The sequence below is a fragment of the Thiobacillus sp. genome, assembly GCF_018780105.1.
Classification (GTDB): domain Bacteria; phylum Pseudomonadota; class Gammaproteobacteria; order Burkholderiales; family Thiobacillaceae; genus Thiobacillus.
This window is the reverse complement of sequence record NZ_JADMKC010000060.1, coordinates 21740-45553: the sequence shown is the minus strand read 5'-3', so window position 1 is coordinate 45553 and position 23814 is coordinate 21740. Positions and strand designations below refer to the sequence as shown.

Below are 23814 nucleotides of genomic sequence, written 5' to 3'. Positions count from 1 at the left end.
ATGGCTCTATTCAAGCATCTACCAGATGCGTTATTTGCACCTTTGGCAGGCGCAAACCGGAGCATTTACGTTAACGTTTTGACGCGTTTACACGCGTTGTTCTTTGGTTCCTCTGCAGCGTTGCTGCCTGCTTACGAAACGGTGCGGAACGAGATCGAGGAAGTGCTTTCGGATATGACGTTGCAGAACTGGCAACCCGAGGAAGGCGAAGAGAATTCCTTGGATATCCCCAATACTCAACTTGGTTATGCTGCCCGCGCCTATAGGCGTTTACGGCAATGCGGCTGGCTGGAAGAAGAGCAGGACGGCTATCGCACCCGCGTCGCTATGCCGCCCGATGTCGGGCGGCTGCTCGGGAATTTGTTGGAGATCGCTCAGCAACGTAATCGCCTTTATGGCGGGATCGTGCAGACCATCCACAACAATATCGTCCAAGTGCAACTCAATCCTGGTGAGCAGGCTGCCGCACTGTCCGAAGCGGCGCGACAGGCGCGAGAGTTCTTTTTACATCTGCGCTCATTGGCCTACGGCTTACGCGAAGTATCGCAAAGGCTACGCGCAGAGCATGACCCCAGGATTCTTCTGGGCGGATTCTTCTCGGACTTTGTTGAGGAATTTCTGGTTGCGGATTACAAGACGCTGTACACCCGTGATAACCCCTTCCGTTATAAGGCGGAAATCCTTAACAAGGTCAGAATCATTCGTTTTTCGCATGATGCGCGCACGACACTTCCGCAGGCTTATCTGCGCCAGCGCATAGCCCGTAGCGAAGCAGAAGCCTTGCGTCGGGTGGACGACGACTTGGCTACGCTAGAACAGGTATTCGCCGAAGTGGATACGCACTTGGAACGCATCAATGAATTTCGTGCGGGCCTGGAACGCCGGGTTGCCGAGGCAGTGCGTTATATGGATAAAACCCAGCCCGGTGCTGCCGCACGCATCGCACGGTTAGTGACGCGCTTGGCCTTAGCTGATGATGCCGCAGCCTTACCGGCACCCCATCGCCTGATGCGTGTGTTGCCGTTTTCACCGCGTAGTCCTCGCACCCCCGTTTCACCTAAGCGTCCGCCCGAGCCGGAGCGCCTGCGCCGCACTGCGCCAGACCCGGCACGCTTGGCGCGACAAAAGGCTATCCGTGATTACCTTGCTCGCCGCCGGCTGGATCCGCGTGCGGTGGAGATCTACCTGGATCAGCAAATGGGATCGCGCCACGAGCTGCGTGCGCAAGAATGCCGCATAGAATCGGTCGAGGATTTCGTCGCCTTCTCGCATCTTTCGCAACTTGGCCATCTGACACGGTCAGGTGAAAGCGGTCGGCGGCTTAATCGACGTTTTGAGGTGCGCACTGGAACGGCACGTATCGAGACAGAATGGCTTGCGTGTCGGGATTTCACCATCATCCGCAAGTCAACATGATGCTGCGCGACCTCAAACACCTGCTCGACCGCAACGACGAACTCAGCGAAGCCGATTTCAAGAGTGCTGCCAATGCCTTGTTGACCCGACAGTTTCTTTATCTGGCCGACGAGCGCCCGCACTATCGCTTAATTACTGACCATTTCGAGTACTTTCACGCGCTATTCGATGCGTTGGGCTGGCAACTTTATCTGGACCAGGACTTTGGCTACGTCGGCGTACTACCAGGCGATGAAGAGACCTATCTGCGTCTTGATCTCACCGAAACCTTGTTCCTTTTTATTGCGCGTCTGGCATTTGAAGAAGGCGTGGAAGCGCGCCAAACTCAGGATGGCAAGGTGCACCAAAGTGCCGCCGATCTGCTGGAGCGCTACGGTGTGTTGACCCACCGTGAATCGCCCAAGAAGAGCGATTACATCGGTTTGCTGAAACGCTTTCAACGCCACGGCCTGCTGCGCCTTGGTGACGAAGATGCCGCTACCGGCCTACCTCGAATTGCCCTGTTGCCAGCTTTGCGCCAGGTGGCAGGAGACCACTGCCTGGAACGGCTAGAAGCGCACTTGAACAAGACTGGGCAAGCCAATGACATTGACACGTCGGAAACAGGTGAGCCATGAAGCTGCTTAACCGCATCCTGCTGGTCAATTGGTATCTGCTGTCGGCCGAACAGATTGACATTGAGGGCAACACAGCCTTTATCGGCCCGAATGCATCGGGCAAATCCTCTATTTTGGATGCAATTCAGGCGGTGCTGCTGGGCGGCGACCAACGGCTAATTCAACTCAACGCCAGCGCGGGCGAAAAAAGTCGGCGCACGTTGCGCGAATATTGTTTGGGAGTGGTGCGCGACCCGTCTACCGGTGCAGACCTTGACCCTGACTTGGCACCACGTCGGCAGGCTGTTTCTTATATCGTGCTGTGTTTTCGCGACGATGAAACCCATGATGAGACCGCCATCGGCCTCGCTATGCACGCCCACCTCGACAACGGTGTATTCGAGGTTGATGGTCGCTTTATCGTGCCGCGCGCCTCATTGATTTTGCGCGATCTCATTGAATCGGCCGGAGGTGAAGATCGCCCGATTCCGTGGGATCGCGTGCGCGAAGACCTGCGCCGCCGTTGCCACGCGCAGGGCGCGGAGTTCGAGAACCTGAATGAATCTGGGCGCTTCATTAAACGCTTGGGCGAAGCGCTCGGTTATGGCGGTCGTTCATTCGAGCCGATTCGTTTCGCGCGCAGCCTGAAAAATGCCGTGACCTTTGCCCCGATCAAGGATGTATCTGAATTCGTGCGTCGCCACATTCTCGACGACAAGCCCATCCGGGTAAAAGCCCTGCAGGAATCGCTCAAGAATTACCGCGATATCGAAGCCAAAACGAAAGAAGTGCGCGACCGTATCGCCGCGCTCAAGCTTGTCCAGGCTCACTATTTGGAGGCGGCACGCCGGGGACAACGGGCGGTGCAATACGATTGGATCGAGATGGAAGCGGCGGTGCTACGGCTGGATGACGAGCGAGTACGCATCGAAGACGCGCTGGATCAGATTGGTCAACAAAGCGAGGCATTGGAGGTGGCGTCCAAAGACTTGACCCACCAAGACGAGCAGGATCAAAGAGAAGTCTTGCGTCTCAACAGGCTGATCGCGGCAAGCGGTAGTGAGGCCAAACGCCAGGAACTGGAAGCGCGCATCGAGACGCAGCAGACGCACGCAAACCAGGCTGACAACGGCTTGGATATCATTCGGCGAAATCTCTCCGCTGTCTGGAAACTACTCGACTTTAGTGAAGACTTGCCCAAGCCCTTTCTGACTGTCCTGCAAATGCTTGCGGATACGCTCCCCCAAGACGAGTTGCTCATCCCGACTTGGCCAGAAGTGTCCGAGATCGTCGAACAACTTGCCAACGAAGTTCGTACCGAGCTAGAAGCTGTGCTGCCAGGCATACAGGAACGTGCTAAGAAACTCGGAAATGAAGTCGAGGCTATGAACACCAACTTGTTGGATTTGCGCGAGCGACTGCAGACCCTTCAACGCGGCGAAATCCCTTTGTCGAAAAAAGCCCAAGCGCTCGTCGCCTTGCTCGACCAGCACAACATTGGTAGCCGCCCGCTGTGCGATTGCGTGGAAATCGTGGACGAACGCTGGCGGGACTGCATTGAGCGCTATCTCGGCAGCAATCGCGAAGCCTTAATCGTCGCACCCGAATATGCGCGTGACGCCATCAGCGTCTACCGCCGCCAAGGTCGTGAGCTGTTCGGTGCACGCGTAATCAACACCCGCAAAACCCAGGATTGGCTGAAGCGTTGCGAGCCGGGTTCGCTGGCAGAAATCGTCACCACCGACGACGACCATGCCCGCGCCTATATCAATCGTCTGCTTGGGCGTGTGATGCGGGTGGATACTGAGGATGAACTTCTGCGCCAGGAACGCGCGGCCACTGATGACGGGATGCTTGCCGCCAACGGCGCCATCGAACGCATGGCGCCTGTGGGTGATCACCTGCTCGGACGCGCCAGCCGTGAACTCACACGCAAGCGTCTGGAACTACAGTTTCAGGAGGATGCAGCCAAATACGCCGAGGCTGATCGCAGTCATAAAAGCTTTGCGGGCGTTTCCGAAGCCTTGGCTGACTTTGCACGCAAGCTGGAAAATGGCATCGAGCTTACTGCACTGGCGGCTAACCGAACCGATGCTCAATTTGAGATCAAACGTCTGAACGAAGAACTGGGGCAACTTGATCTGAAAGAAACAGACACTCTCAAACAGAAACTCAAAGATACTCAGGAAAGCATAAAAACGCGCAAGGAGCAGTTCAGCGCACTTGAAACGCAGAAAAAAGATTTGTTAAAACAAACTACGCTCGAGGAAGAGAAGAGTCGCCAGAATGATGTGGCATTCGCACAAGCCACCGATGAACGCACGTGCCGCACCCAGTCCGCGGCCCTCAAGATGGCAGAGGCTTCTGCCCAATTCGAGCGCCTGCAGACTGAACACGGTGAAGACCTCAACAAAGTGGAGGAAACTGCTCGTCAGCGTGCCCGAAAAAACCGCACCGAGCAGGTTCAAAATCGGGATGCCGCGCATGCTGAACTACGCGAATACGCGTTGAAGCACTCTGCTTTGTTGCCCGGTTCGGCCAATCAGATGCCCGAAACTTTGCACACAGAACTGGAAGCCTGGAGTATTGCCACCCTCTCCAACTTGGAAGACACTCAACTTGCCGGCCTGACTGATCGCGCCGAGAAGGCAAGGCTGGATGCCGAACAAATTTTTCACGCCCAGTTCATCGGCCAGTTACGTGACAATCTGGCCGGCATCGACGATGCACTCGACGAGCTCAATCGCAACCTGAAAAAGCGTAATTTCCACGGCGAGTTGTACCAGTTCAAGAAATTTGATGAGAAAGAATTTGAACCACTAATCAAATGGATTAAATCAGCGACAGCTGAAGTACAAGCCAATGTCGGCAGTCTGTTCGACACGCAGGCTTTGCCGGGTTCTGAGCATTTCGAAGCACGCAAAAAAGTCCGCGAACTGCTCATGGGCGGTGCCGATGGCGCTAAGGCGCTGGAAGACAAGCTGGCCGACTACCGAAACTACTATCGCTTTGACGTGGAAATGAAGGACCCCAATCGGGCAGGTTCCGCTGCCTGGCTATCGCAGCGCTTGGGTAAAGGCTCCGGAGGTGAGCATCAGGCGCCTTTTTATGTCGCCATTGGCGCTGCGCTGGCAGCTACCTACCGGCTGGAGCGTGACGAAGCGACTGGCAACGTGAGGGGCGGCATGGCATTGGCTTTGTTCGACGAGGCGTTTAGCAAACTGGATGTGGGAAACACGCAAAGCGCGCTCGCTTTCCTGCGCGATCTTGGGATGCAGGCGGTAATCGCCGCACCCGACGAACGCCATGCACTGTTAGCCGAAGAGATGGACACCATCGTCAACGTATACCGGGATGGCGGCGCGGTATCGATCGAGTCCCAATACTTCAACGCACCGCTACACGCGTTGCTGGCTAAGGATAATCCTTTCAAGATACATGGCTGAGCCGGCTCTCGATCTTCTGAACAAGTTGTTTGAGCGCTGGCAGCGAACCGACAACCACGACAGAACATTCAGCCTCAACCTAGCTGGCCGCGATGGCTCTCGCTATCGAGAAACTTCAGGTGCGAGCCGCGAAGCTTTCCATGCCGTAATGGCGAACGCCGCCAAATGTGGCGCGGTAAAGCTTGAGTGGGGGCGGTTTGAAATTTCACACGAGCTGGTTCGAGTGGTGTTTGTAGATGGCAACAAGCTTGCCAGTTTTCTTGACCGCTTACCTGCCCAAGCCCTGGTGGAAGCGTTTTCACCACGAGTCGCCCCACTGCTGGAGTTGGCTCCCCCATGGCTGAAAACTTGTTGGGATAACGCTGCTGTTCGCTGGCAACGTGGCGAAGCTGCGCTGCGGTTGCGGCTCCCACAAAACGCCGACGACATCGAACGGCTATTCAAGGCTTTGCTAGCAGTCAGTCGCAATCAACAGGCCAATCTCGATCTGCGCAGTTTCAGCGCCCTGACCACCGGCGACTCGAAAGCCTTGGAGCGCCTGAAAGCTAGCTTTGCTGAAGCATGGTGTACCGCGCACGACTGCGAATCATTGGATGCCAACGACCTGTACCACTCGTTGGGTTTGATCAAAACGCCTCAACCAATCTTGTTACGGGGAGCGGTGGGGTTGCGCAATGAAAATGCCGTGTTGGATTTGTCCGGGGTGCTTCCCTGGGTAGGTCTGCCAGGCGAAATGCTTGCTCAGATGATTCTGCCTAAACAACCAGTCTATGTGCTCAGCATAGAAAACTGGGCAAGCTTTGCCCGCCATTGCCGAGAGGTGCGTGACCAAGGCCTGATCCTCTACACCGGCGGATTTCCCAACCCAAGTGTTCAGATTTTATTCAACCGTCTCGGGCAAGAACTCAGCGAGGCCACCCCTTTTTATCATTGGGGCGATACGGATGTACGTGGCTTAGAAATTTTCGCCTTGATTGCTCGACTGAGCCATCGTGAGATAAAGCCCCATCAGATGGACCGTGCGCAGTGGTCAAGTCCACAACCACTTACACGATCCGAAATTCGCACTATTGAAGGTCTACGCAATACATGGGGCATTGCAGCCTTAGCAAACAAGCTCATTTTGTTAGGCGTACCACAAGACTTTGAGCAGGAAAACCAGGCGCCTAAAGCGCCCGTTTAACCAGCCGCAAGGTTGGCAATCACAAGTTACCAGCCCTGATCGCGCAGTTTTTCCAGCCAGAACAGCCCGATCACGGTCTTGGTTTCGCAGATTTTCCCGCTGCGCAGCCAGTCCATCGCCTCGCCGAACGGCAGGCGGAACACTTCCAGAAACTCGTCGGGGTCGCGCGCGTGGTCGCCGAGGGTGAGGCCGCGCGCCAGATAAAACGCCAGCCGCTCGTCTGAATAACCGATGCACGGATAGATGGTGGTGACTTCGCGCCATTCGCTGGCGGTGTAGCCGGTTTCCTCTTCCAGCTCGCGTTGCGCGCACAGCAGGTCGGCTTCACCGGGATCGATCTTGCCGGCCGGGAATTCGATGAAATCGCGGTGCAGCGGGTAGCGGTGCTGGCGTTCGAGCAGGACGTCGCCGTTGTCGAACACTGGGATGACGACAACCGCGCCGGGGTGAACGATGTATTCGCGGGTGGATTCGCCGCCGTTGGGTAGACGCACATGGTCGCGCTTGACGTGCATCAGCCGCCCCTGAAAAACGGTTTCGCTGGTCAGCGTGGATTCGGTGAGGGAGAGGGGATTGTCGATTTTCATGTGCGCCATGATACCCAGCGCGGGCAAAAAAATTGCCGGGTTCTTGCGAACCCGGCGAATCGAGGAGTAAGACTCCTCAGCGGAGAACTTCTGCCTGCAGCGCAAACCACAAGCGAAGCCATCTTACGAAGCCGGGCAAAACTTTGATATACAACTTTAGTTGTAGTCGGATGATAACCGGCTGTTTATATTGACTTTATTTTTTCGCGAAGGGCGGAGTACTGGCGCCGGCTGACCATTAACCGCTCGTCCAGCCCGTCCAGACGCAAAAAATGGCCGTCTTCGTCGCCGGGCAGCTTGCCGATTTCGCGGATGCGCGCACGGGTGACCAGACAGTTGCGGTGGATGCGCAGGAACACCGTGTCGAACTCGGTTTCCAGATGGGTCAGCGATTCCTCGATCAGGAATTCGCGTGCCGCGGTGCGCACCGTGACGTATTTGAGTTCGGCCTTGAGATACAGGATATCGTCCACCGGGATCAGCACGATGCGGCCTTTTTCATTGAGCGACAGATGCGTGCGGGCCTTGGGGTGGGCGTCGCGCAATTGGTCGAGCGCGCCGTGGCTGAGGCGGTGCGCCCGCGACAGCGCACGCACCAGCCGTTCTGCGCGCACCGGTTTCAGCAGGTAGTCGACCGCGTTGAGGTCGAAGGCCTGGCAGGCATAGGCATCGTAGGCGGTGCTGAAAATGATGGCGGGCGGGGGGGCCAGGCGGTTGAGGTGGGCGGCGCATTCCAGCCCGTCCATGCCGGGCATGCGGATGTCTAGCAGCACCACGTCGACCGGCTGCTGCTGGGCCTGTTCGAGGGCGTCGAGGCCGTTATCGGCCTCGGCGACGACATCGACCGCGAGCTGATCGGCGCAGTCGGCCAGCAGATCGCGCAGGCGATGCCGCGCGGGGGCCTCGTCATCGACGATGAGGACGCGCAGCGGCAGGCTGGGTGGTGTGTTCACGGGTATAGGGGATGACGATGCTCACCTGGTAAACGGCGCCCAGCGGTTCCAACTTGAGTTGCGCGTCGAGGTCGAAATGCAGCAGCAGGCGCTCGCGGATGTTGTCCAGTGCGATGCGGTTGCCCTTGTGATGGCTGGCTTCGGCGGCGATGGGGTTGCGCACCACGATATGCACCTTGTCGCCGCTGCGGTAGATGTTGAGGCTGATTTCGCCGCCCGCGGGCAGCGGTTCGATGCCGTGGTAGACCGCGTTTTCCACCAGCGGCTGGATCACCAGCGGGGGAATCAGCGCTTCGCCCGGCATCTTGCCGATGTGCCAGACGACCTGCAGACGGTCGCCCAGGCGCAGTTGTTCCAGTTCCAGATAGGCGCGGGTCAGCGCGACCTCGTCCTCCAGTGGCGCCAGCTGGCGGGCGTCGTTCATCAGTGCGCGGAACAGGTCGGCCATGTTTTCCAGCGCGTGCTCGGCGCGGCGCGGGTCGCTGCGCACCAGCGACAGCACGGCATTGAGGCTGTTGAACAGAAAGTGCGGGCGGATCCGCGCTTGCAGGGCCTGCAGCCGCGCCTCGGTGATGGCGGGCGACAGTGCGCGTGCACGCAGGTTGAAATACGCCAGCAAGCCGGCACCGACCGCCAGCGAAAACAACGCGACTCCGGCCGGCGAAAAAGCGGTCGACCCGGTCAGCAAGGGGTTGAACCAGGACCACACCAGCACCGGCACGATGGCACCGATGGCCAGCGCGGCGCCCGCGCCCCAACGATACGGCAGGCTGCGCAGCCTGCGCCCCGCCAGGCACAGCGCCAGCAGGCTCAGCAGCAGGGCCGGCTGCGCCAGTGCCGACAGGGCGATGAAGTCTGACTGGAAGTCCGCCGCATTCGACGCCCGCGCCACGGCCCCGGCCACCAGCGCGGCTTCCACCGTCAGCGCAATGCGCAGGTTCACCCCCAAATGGCAGAAGTTCGGTAATTCAACCAGCCGGTTGTTATGATTCTTTCTTTTCATACCCTGTTATTTGCCCCATGAGCACGCCATCGACGCCGCCTGCAGCGTGGTCGGGCCGGTTTTCCGAGCCCGTTTCCGAAATCGTCAAACGCTATACCGCGTCGATTCCCTTCGATTATCGGCTGGCCGAGTTCGATATTCAGGGTTCGCTCGCACACGCAGCCATGTTGCATCACGTGGGCGTCCTGTCCAAGGACGATCTGGCAGCGATTCAGCGCGGCATGGCCGAATTGCTGGGCGAAATTCGTGCCGGTGGCTTCGCCTGGTCGCTCGACCGGGAAGACGTCCACCTCAACATCGAAGCCGCGCTGACCGCCAAAATCGGCGACGCAGGTAAGCGCCTGCATACTGGGCGCTCACGCAACGACCAGGTGGCGACCGACATCCGCCTGTATCTGCGCGACGCCATCGACCGCATTGTCGGCGGCCTCAAAGCCTGCCAGACTTCGCTGGTCAATCTGGCCGAACAGCATGCCGACACCGTGATGCCAGGCTTCACCCACCTGCAGGTCGCGCAGCCGGTCACGTTCGGCCACCACCTGCTGGCGTACTTTGAAATGCTGGCGCGCGACGTCGAGCGCATGGTCGACTGCCGCCGCCGCGTCAACCGCTTGCCGCTGGGCTCGGCCGCCTTGGCCGGCACCAGCTACCCGATCGATCGCGAATACGTCGCGCGCGAACTCGGGTTTGAGGCGGTATGCGAAAACTCGCTCGACGCCGTCTCCGACCGCGACTTTGCCATCGAATTTACCGCCGCTGCCGCGCTGGTGATGACGCATCTGTCGCGCCTGTCGGAAGAGTTGATCCTGTGGATGAGCCCGCGCTTCGGCTTCATCGATCTGGCCGACCGCTTTTGCACCGGCTCCAGCATCATGCCGCAGAAGAAAAACCCCGACGTACCCGAACTGGTGCGCGGCAAGACCGGCCGCGTCAACGGCCATCTGGTGGCGTTGCTCACCCTGATGAAGGGCCAGCCGTTGGCCTACAACAAGGACAATCAGGAAGACAAGGAACCCTTGTTCGATACCGTCGACACCTTGAACGACACCCTGGCGATTTACGCCGACATGCTCACCGGCATCACCGTCAAACCCGACGCGATGCGCGCCGCCGTCCTGCAGGGCTTCGCCACGGCCACCGATCTGGCCGACTATCTGGTGAAAAAGGGTCTGCCCTTCCGCGATGCGCACGAAGTCGTCGCGCGTGCGGTGCGCGCCGCCGACACCAGCGGGCGTGATCTGGCCGATTTGTCGCTGGCCGAGTTGCAGGCGTTCAGTCCGATGATCGACGAAGGCGTCTATGCCGTGCTGACGCTGGAAGGCTCGCTGGCCGCGCGCGACCATGTCGGCGGCACCGCGCCCCGGCAGGTGCGGGCAGCGATTGCGCGGGCGCGGTTGCGGATTTAAGCCAGCTTAAATAAGCCGCAAATGCGGCGTCGCCGATCCTGGGGTGAGGATGGCGATCGGCACGGTCAGGATATGTCAATCATTGTGACCCTTGCCTTTGTCCTGGCCCTTGCCTTGGCCCTGGCCTTTGCCCCGTTCTTCATAGTGCTTCTGCACCATGGGGTCACGCGGCTGGTAACGGTAGTGCTGCTGTTGAAGCTCATGCTGCCGCTCCACTTTTTGGGGGTAGCGATCCCCTGAGTATTGGCGCTGGTAGCTGGGCAGCGGAGCCGGCGGCGGGGCAGCCCGGCGCGCGTCTTTTTTGTCCCAATCGCTTCTATGCTGCTCCCAGCCAGGGCCCCAGCGATCCTCCCAGCGTGGCGGCGCGTCGGGGTGCCAGCCATGAAAATACGGCGGGGGCCTGCGGTAATAGCGCACCGGAACGCGCAGCACGTACAGCGGCACATAAGCACGATCCACCCAATCCCACGGCCCGTTGTACCAGCTGCTGACATACCAGCCGTCGCCATAGAACACCCAGTACAGGCCGTCGTAAAAGAAATAATTCGAATTGACGCGGGGATCGTAGTACACCGGATAGCCGGGCACCGGGACAAGTCTCGGATAGGCTGGCAGGTTGATCCCGATACTGACGCCCGGGACGTTGATGCCGATTCCGACACGGACCTCGGCGTGAGCTGCGGTTAACGGAAAAAGCAGCATCGACAACACAAGCAACAGGTAGCGCATGTTTGTTCCCCTCTGATGGGTAAAAGGCCACCGCAGCGATGTTCATTCAAATCGGCCGCTTGCTGCGACGACGGGCCGCACGGGGTCACGATATGTTCCCGTTTCTGCGCCTTGTTGTAATGATAGAAAATCCCAAGGCATTTGCTGGCGGAGGGTGCTGGGGCGATGCGTTAACCGAGCTCAGTCAATCGCTCTGTGTCTGTTCCGCGCGAGCCAGTTCACGCAAGCCGTCCAGTGCAAGTTTCAAGGTGGGGTTGTCGCTGTCGCGTGGGTACACCATCCAGGCGGGCAGCTTGAATTGCGGGGCATCCGGCAGGCGCCATAATTGTCCGGCTTCGAGGTATTGCCGCACCAGGCGCAGCGGAAAATAGCCGCTGCCGCCGTAGGTGAGCAGTTGCTGCACGCCCAGCCAGCCGATATTCGCAATCAGCGCGGGCGGGCCGGCCTCGGCAAAGTGATCGCTGAACTGGGCATGGAATTCCGGTCCCCAGTCGATGTGGATGTAGCCGCTATCGGGCCAGCCGCGCTTGAGGTCGCTGGTCACCAGCAGCAGGGTTTCGTCGAACAGCGGTTCGACCACCAGCCCGCTGCGCGAGGTGGGGGTGTACATCACGCCGATGTCCACCGTACCTTCGATCAGTCCTTGCATGATGTCGGGCTCGAAGCCGATTTCCAGCCGCAGCGAGACATCCGGCGCAGCTTCGCGCATCCACGCCACCCAGTGCGGCAGAAAGCCTTCCCACAACGCGATGCGACCGGACAGCGTCAGCACGTCGCGAAAACCCTGCGGCAGGCCGACGTCGTGGTGCGCCTGTTCGACCGTTCGCACCAGGTTTTTGGCGTGGCGCAGAAAGCGCTTGCCGGCCGGCGTCAGCTCCGCGCCGTTGCGGCCGCGCTGGAACAGGCGTCCGCCAAGCAAAGTTTCCAGTGAGTGTATGCGCGCACTAACCGTGGACTGGGTAACGTGTAGCCGGCTCGCGGCAGCGACGAAATTGCCGGTGGCGGCGACCATCAGAAAGGTACGGGCGAGTTCTGTATCCATGGTTTAACTATCGGATTATTCGATATTAGATAGCAAAATATATCGTTGGATGGATGGTTAGGGAATCCCTAAACTGGGCGCATCGTGAATTTCAGGGGACTGAAATGGATGCAATGACCCAGACTGTGATGCCCGAGCGCGATGCCGAGGGCTACCTGATCGAACCCGGCGACTGGAACGAGGACGTGGCGCGTGCTTTGGCGGAGGATGAAAATATTGCCTTGAACGACGACCATTGGGACGTGCTGCGTTTCATGCGGGCATTCTACGAAGAGCACCAGGTGGCGGCCGATGCCCGCTTCGTCATCAAGCATTTGGCTGAGCGCATGGGGCGCGAGGCGCAGAAGCAGCTGTTCGTGCTGTTCCCGTACGGTTACGTCAAGCAGGCGTGCAAGATAGCCGGCATGCGGCGCCCGCGCGCCTGGAGCACGGGCTGACCGGGAGCGGAACATGGTGCGCAAACTGGCGTATTCCGTATCGGAGCGTGAGCACTGGATCTCGGCGACAGGTGGCCTGCTCGGCATACTGGCGGTGCTGTGGGTGAGCCACGCCCTGCTGGGCGATCACGCCGGGACCCTGGCCGTGGCCTCGATGGGTGCATCGGCGGTACTGTTGTTCGCCGCGCCGCATGGCGCCTTGTCGCAGCCGTGGCCCGTAGTGGGCGGCCACCTGGTGTCGGCGGCGGTCGGCGTCACCTGCGCGCAATGGATCGCCGAGCCAATGCTGGCGGCTGCCATCGCAGTCGCGCTGTCCATCGGCTTGATGTACGGGCTGCGCTGCCTGCATCCGCCGGGCGGGGCCACGGCCCTGTTTGCGGTGATGGGCGGCGAACCGATCCTGGCGCTGGGTTACGACTATCTGTTTGTGCCCGTGCTGTTGAACGTCACGGTGTTGTTGATCGTCGCAGTGCTGTTCAATTTCCCTTTTGCCTGGCGGCGCTATCCGCAGGTTTGGTGGCGAGAGTCGGTGGAAGGGCAGGCCGCCGAACCGCTGCCCGAGGCGGCAAATGAACGCATGATTTCGCACAGCGATCTGGTGTATGCGCTGTCCCAGCTCGATACCTTCATCGACGTCAGCGAAGAAGACCTGCAGCGGATATATGCGCTGGCGCTGGGCCGCAGATCAGAAACGCACCCGCTCGCAGCACTGCAGGAACAGGCGGGGCGCGCCTGAACCCCGTCGTTGCGGCGTATCAAGCACGTGAGCGTGCGGTGTTAATTGGCCGGGAAGGGCGTCGGGACAGCACGCAGGGCCACGTCGCTGGCATACAACTGGATCATCGCCCGCGCATGTGCGGTAAAGCGCGCCAGCGCTTCGCAGTTTTCGGGGCTGGCGCAGCTTTTGTCCTCGATCAGCCGTGACACGGTCACCGCCAAGGCATCGCATGCCTTGATCAGGCGGTCGAACCGCACGGCACCGGCACATTCGCGCAAATTCAGCAAAGCCAGTGCATACGACGTAATGCCATCGGGCGTCAGGGCATCCGGGCTTTTGACGCATTGCATCGCCACCACATTTTCCAGCCTGCCCAATGCATCGAGGACCGCCGAAATCCCGTGTACAGGCACCGCATGGCCCCGCTGCGGCAGCTTGTCCAGACGAAAAGACGCAACAACGCCAAATGCGTGTCTGGCATTCCGGTTTTGCGTAGCGCGCATGGCAACTCCCCCGTGATTAAGACGGCCAGCAAACCAGGTGTGTGCGGTGCTGGCTGACCAGTAACGGCGGATGCTAACCGGACTTTAATGAATGTACTAGTAATTAATGGTTGTTTTGTACTACTTTAAGCCATTGATAATATAAGCACATTCTTAACTATTGGCCTGGACAGGCAGGGCACCGATGCGCCATCGCTGCCAGGGGCATGCAAACAAATCGACGTCGCCCGCACGTAGTGCGCGGGTTTTACGCAGGCAATTTCAAGTTCATGCGTCAGAGCGTCGAGACGTTTATCTCGCGTCCAAAGCCGAGCGCTCCGCTACGCCGGACAGCAAGAGGGCGCGTTCCAGCAAGGCGTCGTCAAGATTGATGGTGGTGCGCCATAGGAATCTCGCTTGAAATGAGGCCTCATCAAGGTGATGTGGTTCGGGAAAGCAACCAGGGTGAACCCGAAGTTCATTCTTGGAATTGAGGTGCTGGCCGAGGATTCGGCTGAAATTCATCCGCGGACAGCAGCATGTCAGTAGAGGAAGGCAAAAGACAAGGCTTGGCCCTGTGCCTGGGGTAAGTGGAGATAGGCTCTATGGCAAGGCCTGACCCTGCAACTTAGGGCCGGCAAACACCGCATAGCCAGCCCCCACTTTGCTATAGCCTCACGGCGAGACCAAGGACTTGAACTCAGGTGCCTTGACCAGCTTGCCGATCAGATTCTGAACGGCGGGCAGATAAGCTTCAGCCGTTTGCTTGCAGGCCGTGTCAGCAATGAAACCACTGTTGAATTCGTAATGTTCTGCAATGAAAACGGATTGCCCATTTGACGAACTGACATTGAGTCCGATATCCCAGGTTCCGCCGGTTAACCCTCTCGATGATGAAAACCCGAGCTGCACAACAGTGCCGGTGAGGGTGATTTTTTGGGATTTATCGTCAAACTTTCCAGCGACTTTCAATTCATCTGCTAGCGCCTTCTGGATATAAGCCTCGAAACTCATATTGTCTGGCGGCGAGATGGGCCCGGCAGCCCGGCAGCCCGGCAGCTGTTGTCAAAATTCTTGGGGCCCTGGAAGGCACCAACATTGATATTGCCCACAGCCATTTCTTTCAAGGCCACATTGGTATCCGCGTTGATGCTGTAACGCTGGGGCATGTAAGTAGAGCACGCACTCAGAGATACAACGGCAACTGCAACAATCATTTTCCTCACTATTTACTCCCTGGTTAAAATTTGACGGATGACCTGCATCAGCTTGAACGTACTTCGAGGTCCTGTATTAACGCATGCCTCCCTGCCTTCACGCAGCCAAGGCCCGCATCACCGCCTTGGGTTCCCGATCGATCAAATTCAGCAAGACCAGAGCCGGGCCATGCGGCGTCCTGTCACCGCGTTCCCAATGGCGCAGGGTGGCCACCGAAAACCCGAAGCGGGCGGCAAACTGCTCTTGCGTCAAACCCAGGCGCTTGCGCAAACCGGCCACGTCGACTTCATAAGGTTGGTATTCATTGACACCCGCCTGATTTCCTTTGGCATGGGCAACCGCTTCGGTCAGCCCCTGTTTGATACTTTGAAATGTGCTCATGCTTATTTCTCCAGCCATGCCGAGACCAGGATATCCACGAGTCCGGCCAGTTCGTTGCGTTCTGCCTTGGTGAGATTGGCGCGCTCGTTTTTGGCAAACAAGGTCAACAGATAAAGCGGCATCAGTTCGGAGTGAACGTAATAAATCACCCGAACGCCGCCACTTTTACCGCGGCCCTGTCGGCCCCAGCGCAGCTTTCTAACGCCGCCGGTGCCTTCCATGATGTCGCCGGCCTTGGGGTTCGCCGCCAGGTAATCCACGATGTCCCGGCGTTCTTCTTCGGTCAGTAATTTCTCGGATCGACGGATATATTCCGGCACTTCCGCGATGGTCAGCACAATCTAATCATAATCCATTGGATTAGTCATGGCTATCTCTCCCGCTCACCGCAACACCACTCGCTCCACCACATAAAACAACGCCGAGATCAGGCCGACCACCAGCGCGAAGCGCAGCACGCGGCCGATATACCCGAGGTATGTGCGGTTGCCGGTGAACAGCCACGCCAGACCGAGCGCCACCACTGCAACGACGAGGGCGACGATCAGCAGGCGCAGGACGATCATGCGGCGGCGAGGGGATGCAGGCGGAGGTAGGCGGGCGGGGTGTCTTCCTCGCGTTCGAAGCTGACGTATTCCCACGATTCCTGGTGCTGCAGCAGTTCGCGCAGCAGGGCGTTGTTCAGCGCATGGCCCGATTTGTAGGCTTCGAAGGCGCCGATGATGGGGTGGCCCAGCAGGTAGATGTCGCCGATGGCGTCGAGCACCTTGTGTTTGACGAACTCGTCGTCGTAGCGCAGGCCATCCTGGTTCAGCACGCGGAATTCGTCCATGACGATGGCGTTGTCGAGCGAACCGCCCAAAGCGAGCCCGTTGTTGCGCAGGTATTCGACTTCGTGCATGAAGCCGAAGGTGCGGGCGCGGGCGACTTCCTTGGTATAGGCGCTGTCGGCAAAATCGATGCTGACGGTCTTGCCGCTCTTGTCGAATACGGGATGCTTGAAGTCGATGGTGAACTCGACCTTGAAGCCGTTGTGCGGTACGAAGCGCGCCCACTTGTCGCCGTCACGCACTTCGATCGGCTGCTTGATGCGCACGTATTGCTTCGCTGCGTCCTGTTCGACGATGCCGGCGGATTGCAGCAAAAACACGAACGGCGCCGAGGAGCCGTCCATGATCGGAATTTCGGGGCCGGTCAGATCGACCAGCAGGTTGTCGATGCCGAGGCCCGCGAGCGCGGACATCAGGTGTTCGACGGTGGACACCTTGGCCAGGCCGGATTCCAGCATGGAACACAGCCGGGTGTCGGTGACGAGATACGGGTCGGCCTTGAGTTCGGCCGGCGGATCGAGGTCGATGCGGCGGAACACGATGCCGGTATTGGGCGCGGCCGGGCGCAGCGTCATCTCGACCTTGACGCCGGAATGCAGGCCCACGCCGGCAGCCTTGACCGACGATTTCAATGTGCGTTGCTTGATCATCTCGTCATTTTAATCACTTTGAGGGCGAACGACCCCGGCCTGGCACGCATGGCGTGCCAGGTTGCAGCCGTCGCCGGCCATCTCAGTCTGCCTGGCGACGCAGGAAGGCCGGGATGTCCAGGTGGTCGACGCCGGAGTCGGTCATTGCCTGAACCCGGGTGCGGCGGTTGCTGCCCATTACGCTGGGCAGTTCCTCATCGCTGCCGAGCGTCATCACAGCATCGTCGGTGCCGGTGCGGATGATCTGCATCGGACGGGTCTGCTGGCGGGCGACCGGGCTGCCGAGGCCGGTGGCGACCATGGTGACGCGCAGCGCATCTTCCATGCTGTCGTCGAGCACCTGGCCGACGATGACGGTGGCTTCTTCCGCGGTGAAGGCCTTGATGGTGTTCATCACTTCGTGGATCTCGCGCATCTTCACGGTGCTCGATGCGGTGATGTTGACCAGTACGCCGCGCGCGCCGGCCAGGTTCACGTCTTCCAGCAGCGGGCTGGCGACGGCTTGTTCGGCCGCAATGCGGGCGCGGTTTTCGCCGCTGGCCTGCGCCGAACCCATCATCGCCATGCCCATTTCGCTCATCACGGTGCGCACGTCGGCAAAGTCTACGTTGACCAGTCCGGGGCAGTTGATGACTTCGGCGATGCCGCCGACTGCGCCGTGCAGCACGTTGTTGGCGGCCTTGAAGGCGTCGAGCATCGACACGTCGTCGCCGAGCACCTGCATCAGTTTTTCGTTGGGGATGATGATCAGCGAATCGACGTGCTTGGACAGCGCCTCGATGCCGGCGTTGGCGGCGCGCACGCGCTTGCCTTCGAACATGAACGGCTTGGTGACTACGGCCACGGTCAGGATGCCGAGTTCCTTGGCGACTTCGGCCACCACGGGGGCGGCGCCGGTGCCGGTGCCGCCACCCATGCCGGCGGTGATGAACAGCATGTCGGCACCGTCGATCAGTTCGGCGATGCGCTCGCGATCTTCCAGTGCGGCTTCGCGGCCGACGTCGGGGTTGGCGCCGGCGCCCAGACCCTTGGTCACGCCGTTGCCCAGTTGCAGCTGCAGCTTGGCCTGGTTGCGGTTGAGCGCCTGCGCGTCGGTGTTGATGGCGATGAATTCCACGCCATTCAAGCCCGAGCTGATCATGTGATCGACCGCGTTGCCGCCGCAGCCGCCCACGCCTATCACCTTGATCACTGCATCCTGGGTATCTACATCCATCAATTCAAACATCGTGCTTCCTCCTTATTGCTAATCAAAAAACCCAAATCCTTTGGTGTGTCTGCCTGGATGGTTTGTCTGCATCCGGCACAACAGCCAAATCCCGTTTCAACGTCGCACGCGTGGATCACGCGGCGGCGTCAGAAATTCCCCTTGAACCAGCTTTTCATGCGTTCCAGAATGTCCTTCAGGCTGCTGCCCGACAGCTTCGGTGCGTCGCGTCCGCGCGCTTCCAGCCCGGCCAGCAGCAGCCCCATGCAGGTGGCGTAGCGCGGGTTGTGCATAACGTCCGACAGCCCGCCTTCGTAGCGCGGCCAGCCCATGCGCACCGGCATGTGGAACACCTCTTCGCCGAGTTCGACCATGCCCTGCATGCCGGCCGAGCCGCCGGTGATGACGATGCCGGACGACAGCAGTTCTTCGAATCCGCTACGGCGCAGCTCGGCCTGCACCAGCGAATACAGTTCCTCCATGCGCGGCTCGATGAACTCGGCCAGCGTCTGCTTCGACAGCGTGCGCGGTGGACGATCGCCGATGCCGGGCACTTCGATCATGTCGCGCGCGTCGGCCAGCTGTCGGAGCGCACAGCCGTACTGCACCTTGATGTCCTCAGCCTCTTTCGGCGGGGTACGCAGCGCCACCGCGATATCGTTGTTGACCTGGTCGCCGGCCACCGGGATCACTGCGGTGTGGCGAATCGCGCCGTCGGTGAACACGGCGATGTCGGTGGTGCCGCCGCCGATGTCGACCAGGCAGACGCCGAGTTCCTTTTCGTCTTCGGTCAGCACCGCCATCGCCGAGGCCAGCGGCTGCAATACCAGATCGCCCACCTCGATGCCGCAGCGGCGCACGCACTTGATGATGTTCTGCGCGGCCGACACTGCGCCGGTGACGATGTGGACCTTGACCTCCAGCCGTACCGCGCTCATGCCGAGCGGGTCGCGCACGTCTTCCTGGCCGTCGACGATGAATTCCTGCGGAATGGTGTGCAGGATCTGCTGGTCGGTCGGGATGTTGACCGCGCGCGCGGTGTCCACCACGCGGTCGACGTCGAGCTGGCTGATTTCCTTGTCCTTGATGGCATACATGCCATGCGAGTTGAAGCTCTTGATGTGGCTGCCGGCGATGCCGGTATAGACCTCGCGGATCTTGCAGTCGGCCATCAGTTCGGCTTCTTCCAGCGCGCGCTGGATGGCGTTGACGGTGGCTTCGATGTTGACCACCACGCCGCGGCGCAGGCCGCGCGAGGGATGGGTGCCCATGCCGATGATGTCGAGCGTGCCCTCGTCGTTGATTTCGGCGACGATGCAGACGATCTTGGAGGTTCCGATGTCGAGACCGACGACCAGGTTTTTAGGGTCTCTTGGCTTGCTCATGATGTACTCGGTTTGAAAGGGGAGGCGCCGTTCGGCATCCGCACGGCAAAGCCGTCGGCGTAACGCAGGTCGACGCTGAGGGGAAGAGTCGAGGCAGCAGGTTTGAGATCAACGGCTGCCGCTACCGCCGAGGCCAGCGCGCTGCCAGGCGCCTGATTGAGCGCAGGCACCAGGCGCGTCACCGCCTGCGCGGTCATCAGGCGCGGGTACAGGCTGACAAAACGTGCCAGCCGTGCGTCGGTTTGCTCGCGTCCGAGCACGAGCTGCATACCGTTGTCGAGGCGGATCCACCACGCCCGGCGCGGCGACAGGCGCAGCTCGGCGATGTTCATGTCGAGCGGCTTGAGCGCAGTCTGGTAGCGCTGATAGGCGGCGACCACTTCGGCGCTGCTCTCCTCCGGTCCGGACAGGCGCGGCAGGGCGTCGGATGCCGCTGCGACGAACACGCCGCCCTCGCCGTTCACCAGCGCGTTGTCGTTCCAGCGCGCCACCGGCACCTGCTCTACCAGCGATACGACCAGGGTATCGGGCCAGCGTCGTTCGACTCGCGCCTCGCGTACCCACGGCAGTTTTTCCAGACTCTCGCGCACGTGTTCGAGATCGACCGTGAAGAAGGTACCGCGCACGCGGCGCTCGGCCACCAGGCGAATTTGTTCCTCGGTGACATGCGCCACCGGCGTTTTGACTTCCAGCGTGGTCAGTGCAAACCACGGCTGCGCCACCACCCAGCTGGTCGCGCCGTAGGCCAGCAGGCCGAGCGCGCCCCAGGTCAGCACACGGGCGACCTGATTGAGCGGATGGTTGGCGAGTTCGGCGTTCATGCCAGCGTCTGCTCCAGAATCGTCAAACACAGGGTGTCGAAATCCAGCCCGGCCACGCGGGCAGCCATCGGCACCAGACTGTGGTCGGTCATGCCGGGCGAAGTGTTCACTTCCAGCAGATAGGGATTGCCGAGGCTGTCGCGCATCACGTCGACGCGCCCCCAGCCGCGCCCGCCGACCAGCCGGAAGGCGTCCAGCGCCAGTTGGCGCATCGCCTGTTCGTCCGCTTCCGGCAGGCCGGCCGGGCAGTGGTACTGGGTGTCATTGCGCAGGTATTTGGCGTCGAAGTCGTAGAACGCGGCGTCCTTGGCCGGCTCCAGGCGGATCAGCGGCAAGGCGCGGTCGCCGAGGATGCCGACGGTGAACTCTGGACCATCGATGAAGGTTTCGGCCAGCACCAGCGGGTCGTGTTCGGCAGCGGTTTCATAGGCGGCTTGCAGCGTGCCGGCCACGGTCACCTTGCTCATGCCGATGCTGGAGCCTTCGCGTGCGGGCTTGACGAAAATCGGCAGGCCGAGCTGTTTTTCCACGGCGGCGAAATCGCTGTCGGCGTTGAGCATTGCCCAGTCGGCGGTCGGCAGTCCGGCCGCGCGCCACAGCAGCTTGGTGCGCCATTTGTCCATGCCCAGTGCCGACGCCATCACGCCGCTGCCGGTGTAGGGCATGCCCAGCACTTCGAGCGCACCCTGCATGCAGCCGTCTTCGCCCAGCCGCCCATGCAGCGAAATGAACACGCGGTCGAATTCGCCGCTGATGAGGTCGCCGAGATTGCGGGTGGCGGGGTCGAACGCATGGGCGTCGATGCCCTGACGCTGCAGCGCCACCAGGACGGCCGCGCCGCTGTTGAGCGACACCGGGCGCTCGGCCGAGGTGCCGCCCAGCATCACGGCGACTTTCCCGAATTGTTTTGCTGACGCGTTCACTGCCGTTCTCCAATAATCCGGACTTCGCGGATCAGCCGCACATTGGTGCGCGCTTCCACGCTGTCTTCCACATGTTCGATCAGGCGTTCGATGTCGGCCGCGTAGGCATGGCCGAGATTGACGATGAAATTGGCGTGCTTCTCCGACACCTGCGCATCGCCGATGCGGAAGCCCTTGAGGCCGCAGCTTTCGATCAGGCGCGCGGCGTGATCGCCGGGCGGATTGCGAAACACCGAGCCGGCGTTGGGCAGATTCAGCGGTTGCGCCGCGATGCGGGTTTTCAGCAGGGTCTTGATGGTGTTGCGCGAGGCCGCGCCGTCGCCGTGCTCAAGACGGAACCAGCCGCCGACGAACCATTCTTCATGCGCCTGCTTGAGCGCCACGTGGCGGTAGCCGATGACATAGTCGCCCGGCAGGCGCTCGTTCAATTGGCCCTTGCGGTCGAGCGTCAGCACCTGTACCAGCTTGTCCCAGGTTTCGCCGCCGTAGCAGCCGGCGTTCATCGCAATTGCGCCGCCGACGGTGCCGGGGATGCCGGCCCAGAATTCGCCGCCGACCAGATTGTTGTTGGCGGCAAAGCGCGCCAGTTTGGGCGAGGCCACGCCGGCCTGGGCATAGATCAAGGCCGTATCGCGACCGGTGGGCGCAGCGGGCAGTCCCTGGGTACGCGACTCGATCGCGAGTTTTTTCAGTACGCCGTGCAGCAGGATCACCACGCCGGCGACGCCGCCGTCGCGTACCAGCAGATTGCTGCCGAGCCCGACCATGTGGATGGCTTCGTGCGCCGGCACTGAGCGCACCAGCCAAGCGAGGTCGTCGAGGTCGGCCGGGATATAGACGCGCTGGGCTTCGCCGCCGGCGCGCCACGACACGTGCTTGCTCATCGGTTCGTTGTAGAGGAAATGGCCGCGCAGCGTCGGGGCTGCGCCGCCGCCCAGATCCATCTCGCTCATGCGGAAATCATGTCGCATGCGGCGTCCCCAAAGCAGGCGCGACCTGACCGATGCTGCCCGCGCCCATCACCAGTACCACGTCGCCGTCGTGCGCCAGGTCGCGCACCGTTGCCGGCACATCGCCCACCTGTTCGACGAACAGCGGCTCGACCTTGCCGCCGACCCGTACCGCGCGGGCGAGGGCGCGGCCATCCGCTGCGACGATGGGCGCTTCGCCGGCCGGATAGACCTCGGTCAGCACCAGCACGTCGGTTTCCGACAGCACTTTGACGAAATCCTCGAAGCAGTCGCGCGTGCGGGTAAAGCGGTGCGGCTGGAAGACCAGCACCAGCCGCCGCCCCGGGAAAGCGCCGCGCGCCGCGGCCAGTGTCGCCGCCATTTCCACCGGGTGGTGGCCGTAGTCGTCGACCAGCGTGTATTGACCGCCGTCCTTGGCCGGCTGTTCGCCATAGCGCTGGAAGCGGCGACCGACGCCATGAAATTCGGCCAGGGCCTTGACGATGGCGGCGTCGTCCGCGTCGACTTCGGTGGCCACCGCGATCGCCGCCAGCGCGTTCAGCACGTTGTGCATGCCGGGATGATTCAGCACGATGTCGAGATCGGCCATGCCTTCACGCTGCACGGTGAAATGCATCAGGCCCTGCTCGAAACGCGGGTTGACCGCACGCACCTGCGCCGCTTCGTCGAAGCCGTAGGTGGTGATCGGCTTGGTGATGCGCGGCATGATTTCGCGCACGTGCGGGTCGTCAATGCACAGCACCGCCATGCCGTAGAAAGGCAGCCGCTGGCAAAAGTCGACGAAGGCGGTTTTCAGGCGCTCGAAATCATGGCCATACGTGTCCATGTGATCGGCGTCGATGTTGGTGACGATGGCGATCACGGGCGTGAGGTACAGAAAGCTTGCGTCCGACTCGTCAGCCTCGGCGACGAGGAAATCGCCCTTGCCGAGCCGCGCATTGGTGCCGGCGGCGGTGAGCTTGCCGCCGATGACGTAGGTCGGGTCCATACCCGCCTCGCCGAGGATGCTGGCGACCAGGCTGGTGGTGGTGGTTTTGCCGTGGGTGCCGGCAATCGCGATGCCGCGCTGCAGCCGCATCAGTTCGGCGAGCATCAGTGCACGTGGCACGATGGGGATTTTCTTTTCGCGCGCGGCGACGACTTCGGGGTTGGATTCCTGCACGGCAGTCGAAGTGACCACCGCATCGGCGTCGGTAATGTTTTCGCTGGCATGCTGGTGATGGATGCGCGCGCCCAGGCTGGCCAGCCGCTGCGTTACCGCATTGTCGGCCAGATCGGAACCCGATACCGCGTAGCCCAGGTTCAGCAGCACCTCGGCGATGCCGCTCATGCCGACGCCGCCGATGCCTACGAAGTGAATGTGTTTGACGGCGTGTTTCATAGGGGGTGAGCGGTGAGCAATAAGCGGTGAGCGGGGCGCACTTGGCAGA

Annotated in this window: 24 protein-coding genes; 7 read left to right on the top strand and 17 right to left on the bottom strand. The window is 60.8% G+C overall.

The genetic code is table 11. The features are described from left to right. Genes IV098_RS16065 through IV098_RS16050 form a run of 4 tightly spaced genes read left to right on the top strand, consistent with a single transcriptional unit; the run spans nucleotide 1 to nucleotide 6641 of the window. Nucleotides 1-1416: a Wadjet anti-phage system protein JetA family protein gene (locus IV098_RS16065; protein ID WP_296890912.1), complete on the top strand. Its 1416-nt coding sequence runs from the start codon at nucleotides 1-3 to the stop codon at nucleotides 1414-1416. Then, a complete protein-coding gene (locus IV098_RS16060; RefSeq protein WP_296890910.1) occupies nucleotides 1413-2033 on the top strand; it encodes a DUF4194 domain-containing protein in 621 nt (206 codons plus the stop codon). The genes IV098_RS16065 and IV098_RS16060 overlap by 4 nt, the downstream gene beginning before the upstream one ends. Further along, the gene (locus IV098_RS16055) at nucleotides 2030-5458 is read left to right on the top strand and encodes an SbcC/MukB-like Walker B domain-containing protein (protein WP_296890908.1); all 3429 of its coding nucleotides are present in this window, start codon (nucleotides 2030-2032) and stop codon (nucleotides 5456-5458) included. Before IV098_RS16060 ends, IV098_RS16055 begins: the two co-directional genes overlap by 4 nt. After that, complete coding sequence (locus tag IV098_RS16050; protein WP_296890907.1) at nucleotides 5451-6641, top strand: Wadjet anti-phage system protein JetD domain-containing protein; 1191 nt, start codon at nucleotides 5451-5453, stop codon at nucleotides 6639-6641. Before IV098_RS16055 ends, IV098_RS16050 begins: the two co-directional genes overlap by 8 nt. Nucleotides 6642-6667: 26 nt before the next feature. On the opposite strand, the gene IV098_RS16045 is transcribed toward IV098_RS16050, so the two are convergent. The 3 genes from IV098_RS16045 to IV098_RS16035 all read right to left on the bottom strand — a co-directional run bounded on the left by IV098_RS16045 (nucleotide 6668) and on the right by IV098_RS16035 (nucleotide 9184). Further along, nucleotides 6668-7237 carry an NUDIX hydrolase gene (locus tag IV098_RS16045; RefSeq protein WP_296890904.1) on the bottom strand — a complete coding sequence of 190 codons (570 nt, stop codon included), beginning with the start codon at nucleotides 7235-7237 and terminating at the stop codon, nucleotides 6668-6670. A 176-nt stretch (nucleotides 7238-7413) separates the two neighbouring features. After that, a complete protein-coding gene (locus IV098_RS16040) occupies nucleotides 7414-8181 on the bottom strand; it encodes a LytTR family DNA-binding domain-containing protein (protein ID WP_296890902.1) in 768 nt (255 codons plus the stop codon). Next, nucleotides 8135-9184: a sensor histidine kinase gene (locus IV098_RS16035; protein WP_296890900.1), complete on the bottom strand. Its 1050-nt coding sequence runs from the start codon at nucleotides 9182-9184 to the stop codon at nucleotides 8135-8137. Before IV098_RS16035 ends, IV098_RS16040 begins: the two co-directional genes overlap by 47 nt. Before the next feature lie 17 nt (nucleotides 9185-9201). Between IV098_RS16035 and argH the strand changes: the two genes are divergently transcribed. Beyond that, a complete protein-coding gene (gene argH / locus IV098_RS16030) occupies nucleotides 9202-10590 on the top strand; it encodes an argininosuccinate lyase (protein ID WP_296890898.1) in 1389 nt (462 codons plus the stop codon). Between the two features lie 75 nt (nucleotides 10591-10665). Here argH and IV098_RS16025 read toward each other — a convergent pair whose 3' ends face one another. Both IV098_RS16025 and IV098_RS16020 read right to left on the bottom strand, forming a co-directional pair. Beyond that, on the bottom strand, nucleotides 10666-11319 hold the full coding sequence (locus tag IV098_RS16025; protein WP_296890896.1) for a hypothetical protein: 654 nt from the start codon (nucleotides 11317-11319) through the stop codon (nucleotides 10666-10668). Nucleotides 11320-11503: 184 nt separating this feature from the next. Further along, nucleotides 11504-12361: a LysR family transcriptional regulator gene (locus tag IV098_RS16020; RefSeq protein ID WP_296890894.1), complete on the bottom strand. Its 858-nt coding sequence runs from the start codon at nucleotides 12359-12361 to the stop codon at nucleotides 11504-11506. Between the two features lie 104 nt (nucleotides 12362-12465). On the opposite strand from IV098_RS16020, the gene IV098_RS16015 reads away from it, so the two are divergent. Both IV098_RS16015 and IV098_RS16010 read left to right on the top strand, forming a co-directional pair. Next, nucleotides 12466-12798 (top strand): TusE/DsrC/DsvC family sulfur relay protein, encoded by a 333-nt coding sequence (locus IV098_RS16015; protein WP_296890892.1) that lies wholly within the window; start codon nucleotides 12466-12468, stop codon nucleotides 12796-12798. Between the two features lie 13 nt (nucleotides 12799-12811). After that, nucleotides 12812-13534 carry an HPP family protein gene (locus IV098_RS16010; RefSeq protein WP_296890890.1) on the top strand — a complete coding sequence of 241 codons (723 nt, stop codon included), beginning with the start codon at nucleotides 12812-12814 and terminating at the stop codon, nucleotides 13532-13534. A 41-nt stretch (nucleotides 13535-13575) separates the two neighbouring features. Here the strand turns inward: IV098_RS16010 and IV098_RS16005 are convergent, their stop codons facing one another. From IV098_RS16005 to murC, 12 genes are all read right to left on the bottom strand, one after another. Further along, entirely contained in the window at nucleotides 13576-14019 is a 444-nt protein-coding gene (locus IV098_RS16005) for a hypothetical protein (RefSeq protein ID WP_296890888.1), read from the bottom strand. A 654-nt stretch (nucleotides 14020-14673) separates the two neighbouring features. Next, the gene (locus IV098_RS16000) at nucleotides 14674-15012 is read right to left on the bottom strand and encodes a hypothetical protein (RefSeq protein ID WP_296890886.1); all 339 of its coding nucleotides are present in this window, start codon (nucleotides 15010-15012) and stop codon (nucleotides 14674-14676) included. A 300-nt stretch (nucleotides 15013-15312) separates the two neighbouring features. After that, a complete protein-coding gene (locus tag IV098_RS15995; protein WP_296890884.1) occupies nucleotides 15313-15615 on the bottom strand; it encodes a helix-turn-helix domain-containing protein in 303 nt (100 codons plus the stop codon). Further along, nucleotides 15600-15935, bottom strand: a complete 336-nt coding sequence (locus IV098_RS15990; RefSeq protein WP_296890882.1) for a type II toxin-antitoxin system RelE/ParE family toxin — start codon at nucleotides 15933-15935, stop codon at nucleotides 15600-15602. Before IV098_RS15990 ends, IV098_RS15995 begins: the two co-directional genes overlap by 16 nt. Before the next feature lie 45 nt (nucleotides 15936-15980). After that, nucleotides 15981-16163: a hypothetical protein gene (locus tag IV098_RS15985; RefSeq protein ID WP_296890880.1), complete on the bottom strand. Its 183-nt coding sequence runs from the start codon at nucleotides 16161-16163 to the stop codon at nucleotides 15981-15983. Then, on the bottom strand, nucleotides 16160-17077 hold the full coding sequence (lpxC, locus tag IV098_RS15980) for a UDP-3-O-acyl-N-acetylglucosamine deacetylase (RefSeq protein ID WP_296890878.1): 918 nt from the start codon (nucleotides 17075-17077) through the stop codon (nucleotides 16160-16162). The genes IV098_RS15985 and lpxC overlap by 4 nt, the downstream gene beginning before the upstream one ends. A gap of 82 nt (nucleotides 17078-17159) precedes the next feature. Beyond that, entirely contained in the window at nucleotides 17160-18305 is a 1146-nt protein-coding gene (gene ftsZ, locus IV098_RS15975) for a cell division protein FtsZ (RefSeq protein ID WP_296890876.1), read from the bottom strand. Between the two features lie 128 nt (nucleotides 18306-18433). Further along, the gene (gene ftsA, locus IV098_RS15970; RefSeq protein WP_296890874.1) at nucleotides 18434-19669 is read right to left on the bottom strand and encodes a cell division protein FtsA; all 1236 of its coding nucleotides are present in this window, start codon (nucleotides 19667-19669) and stop codon (nucleotides 18434-18436) included. Further along, nucleotides 19666-20490: a cell division protein FtsQ/DivIB gene (locus tag IV098_RS15965; RefSeq protein ID WP_296890872.1), complete on the bottom strand. Its 825-nt coding sequence runs from the start codon at nucleotides 20488-20490 to the stop codon at nucleotides 19666-19668. Before IV098_RS15965 ends, ftsA begins: the two co-directional genes overlap by 4 nt. Further along, nucleotides 20487-21413, bottom strand: coding sequence for a D-alanine--D-alanine ligase (locus IV098_RS15960; RefSeq protein ID WP_296890870.1), 927 nt, complete (start codon nucleotides 21411-21413; stop codon nucleotides 20487-20489). Before IV098_RS15960 ends, IV098_RS15965 begins: the two co-directional genes overlap by 4 nt. Continuing rightward, nucleotides 21410-22384 (bottom strand): UDP-N-acetylmuramate dehydrogenase, encoded by a 975-nt coding sequence (gene murB, locus IV098_RS15955; protein WP_296890868.1) that lies wholly within the window; start codon nucleotides 22382-22384, stop codon nucleotides 21410-21412. The genes IV098_RS15960 and murB overlap by 4 nt, the downstream gene beginning before the upstream one ends. Then, nucleotides 22374-23765: a UDP-N-acetylmuramate--L-alanine ligase gene (gene murC, locus IV098_RS15950; protein ID WP_296890866.1), complete on the bottom strand. Its 1392-nt coding sequence runs from the start codon at nucleotides 23763-23765 to the stop codon at nucleotides 22374-22376. Before murC ends, murB begins: the two co-directional genes overlap by 11 nt. Nucleotides 23766-23814 lie beyond the last annotated feature (49 nt).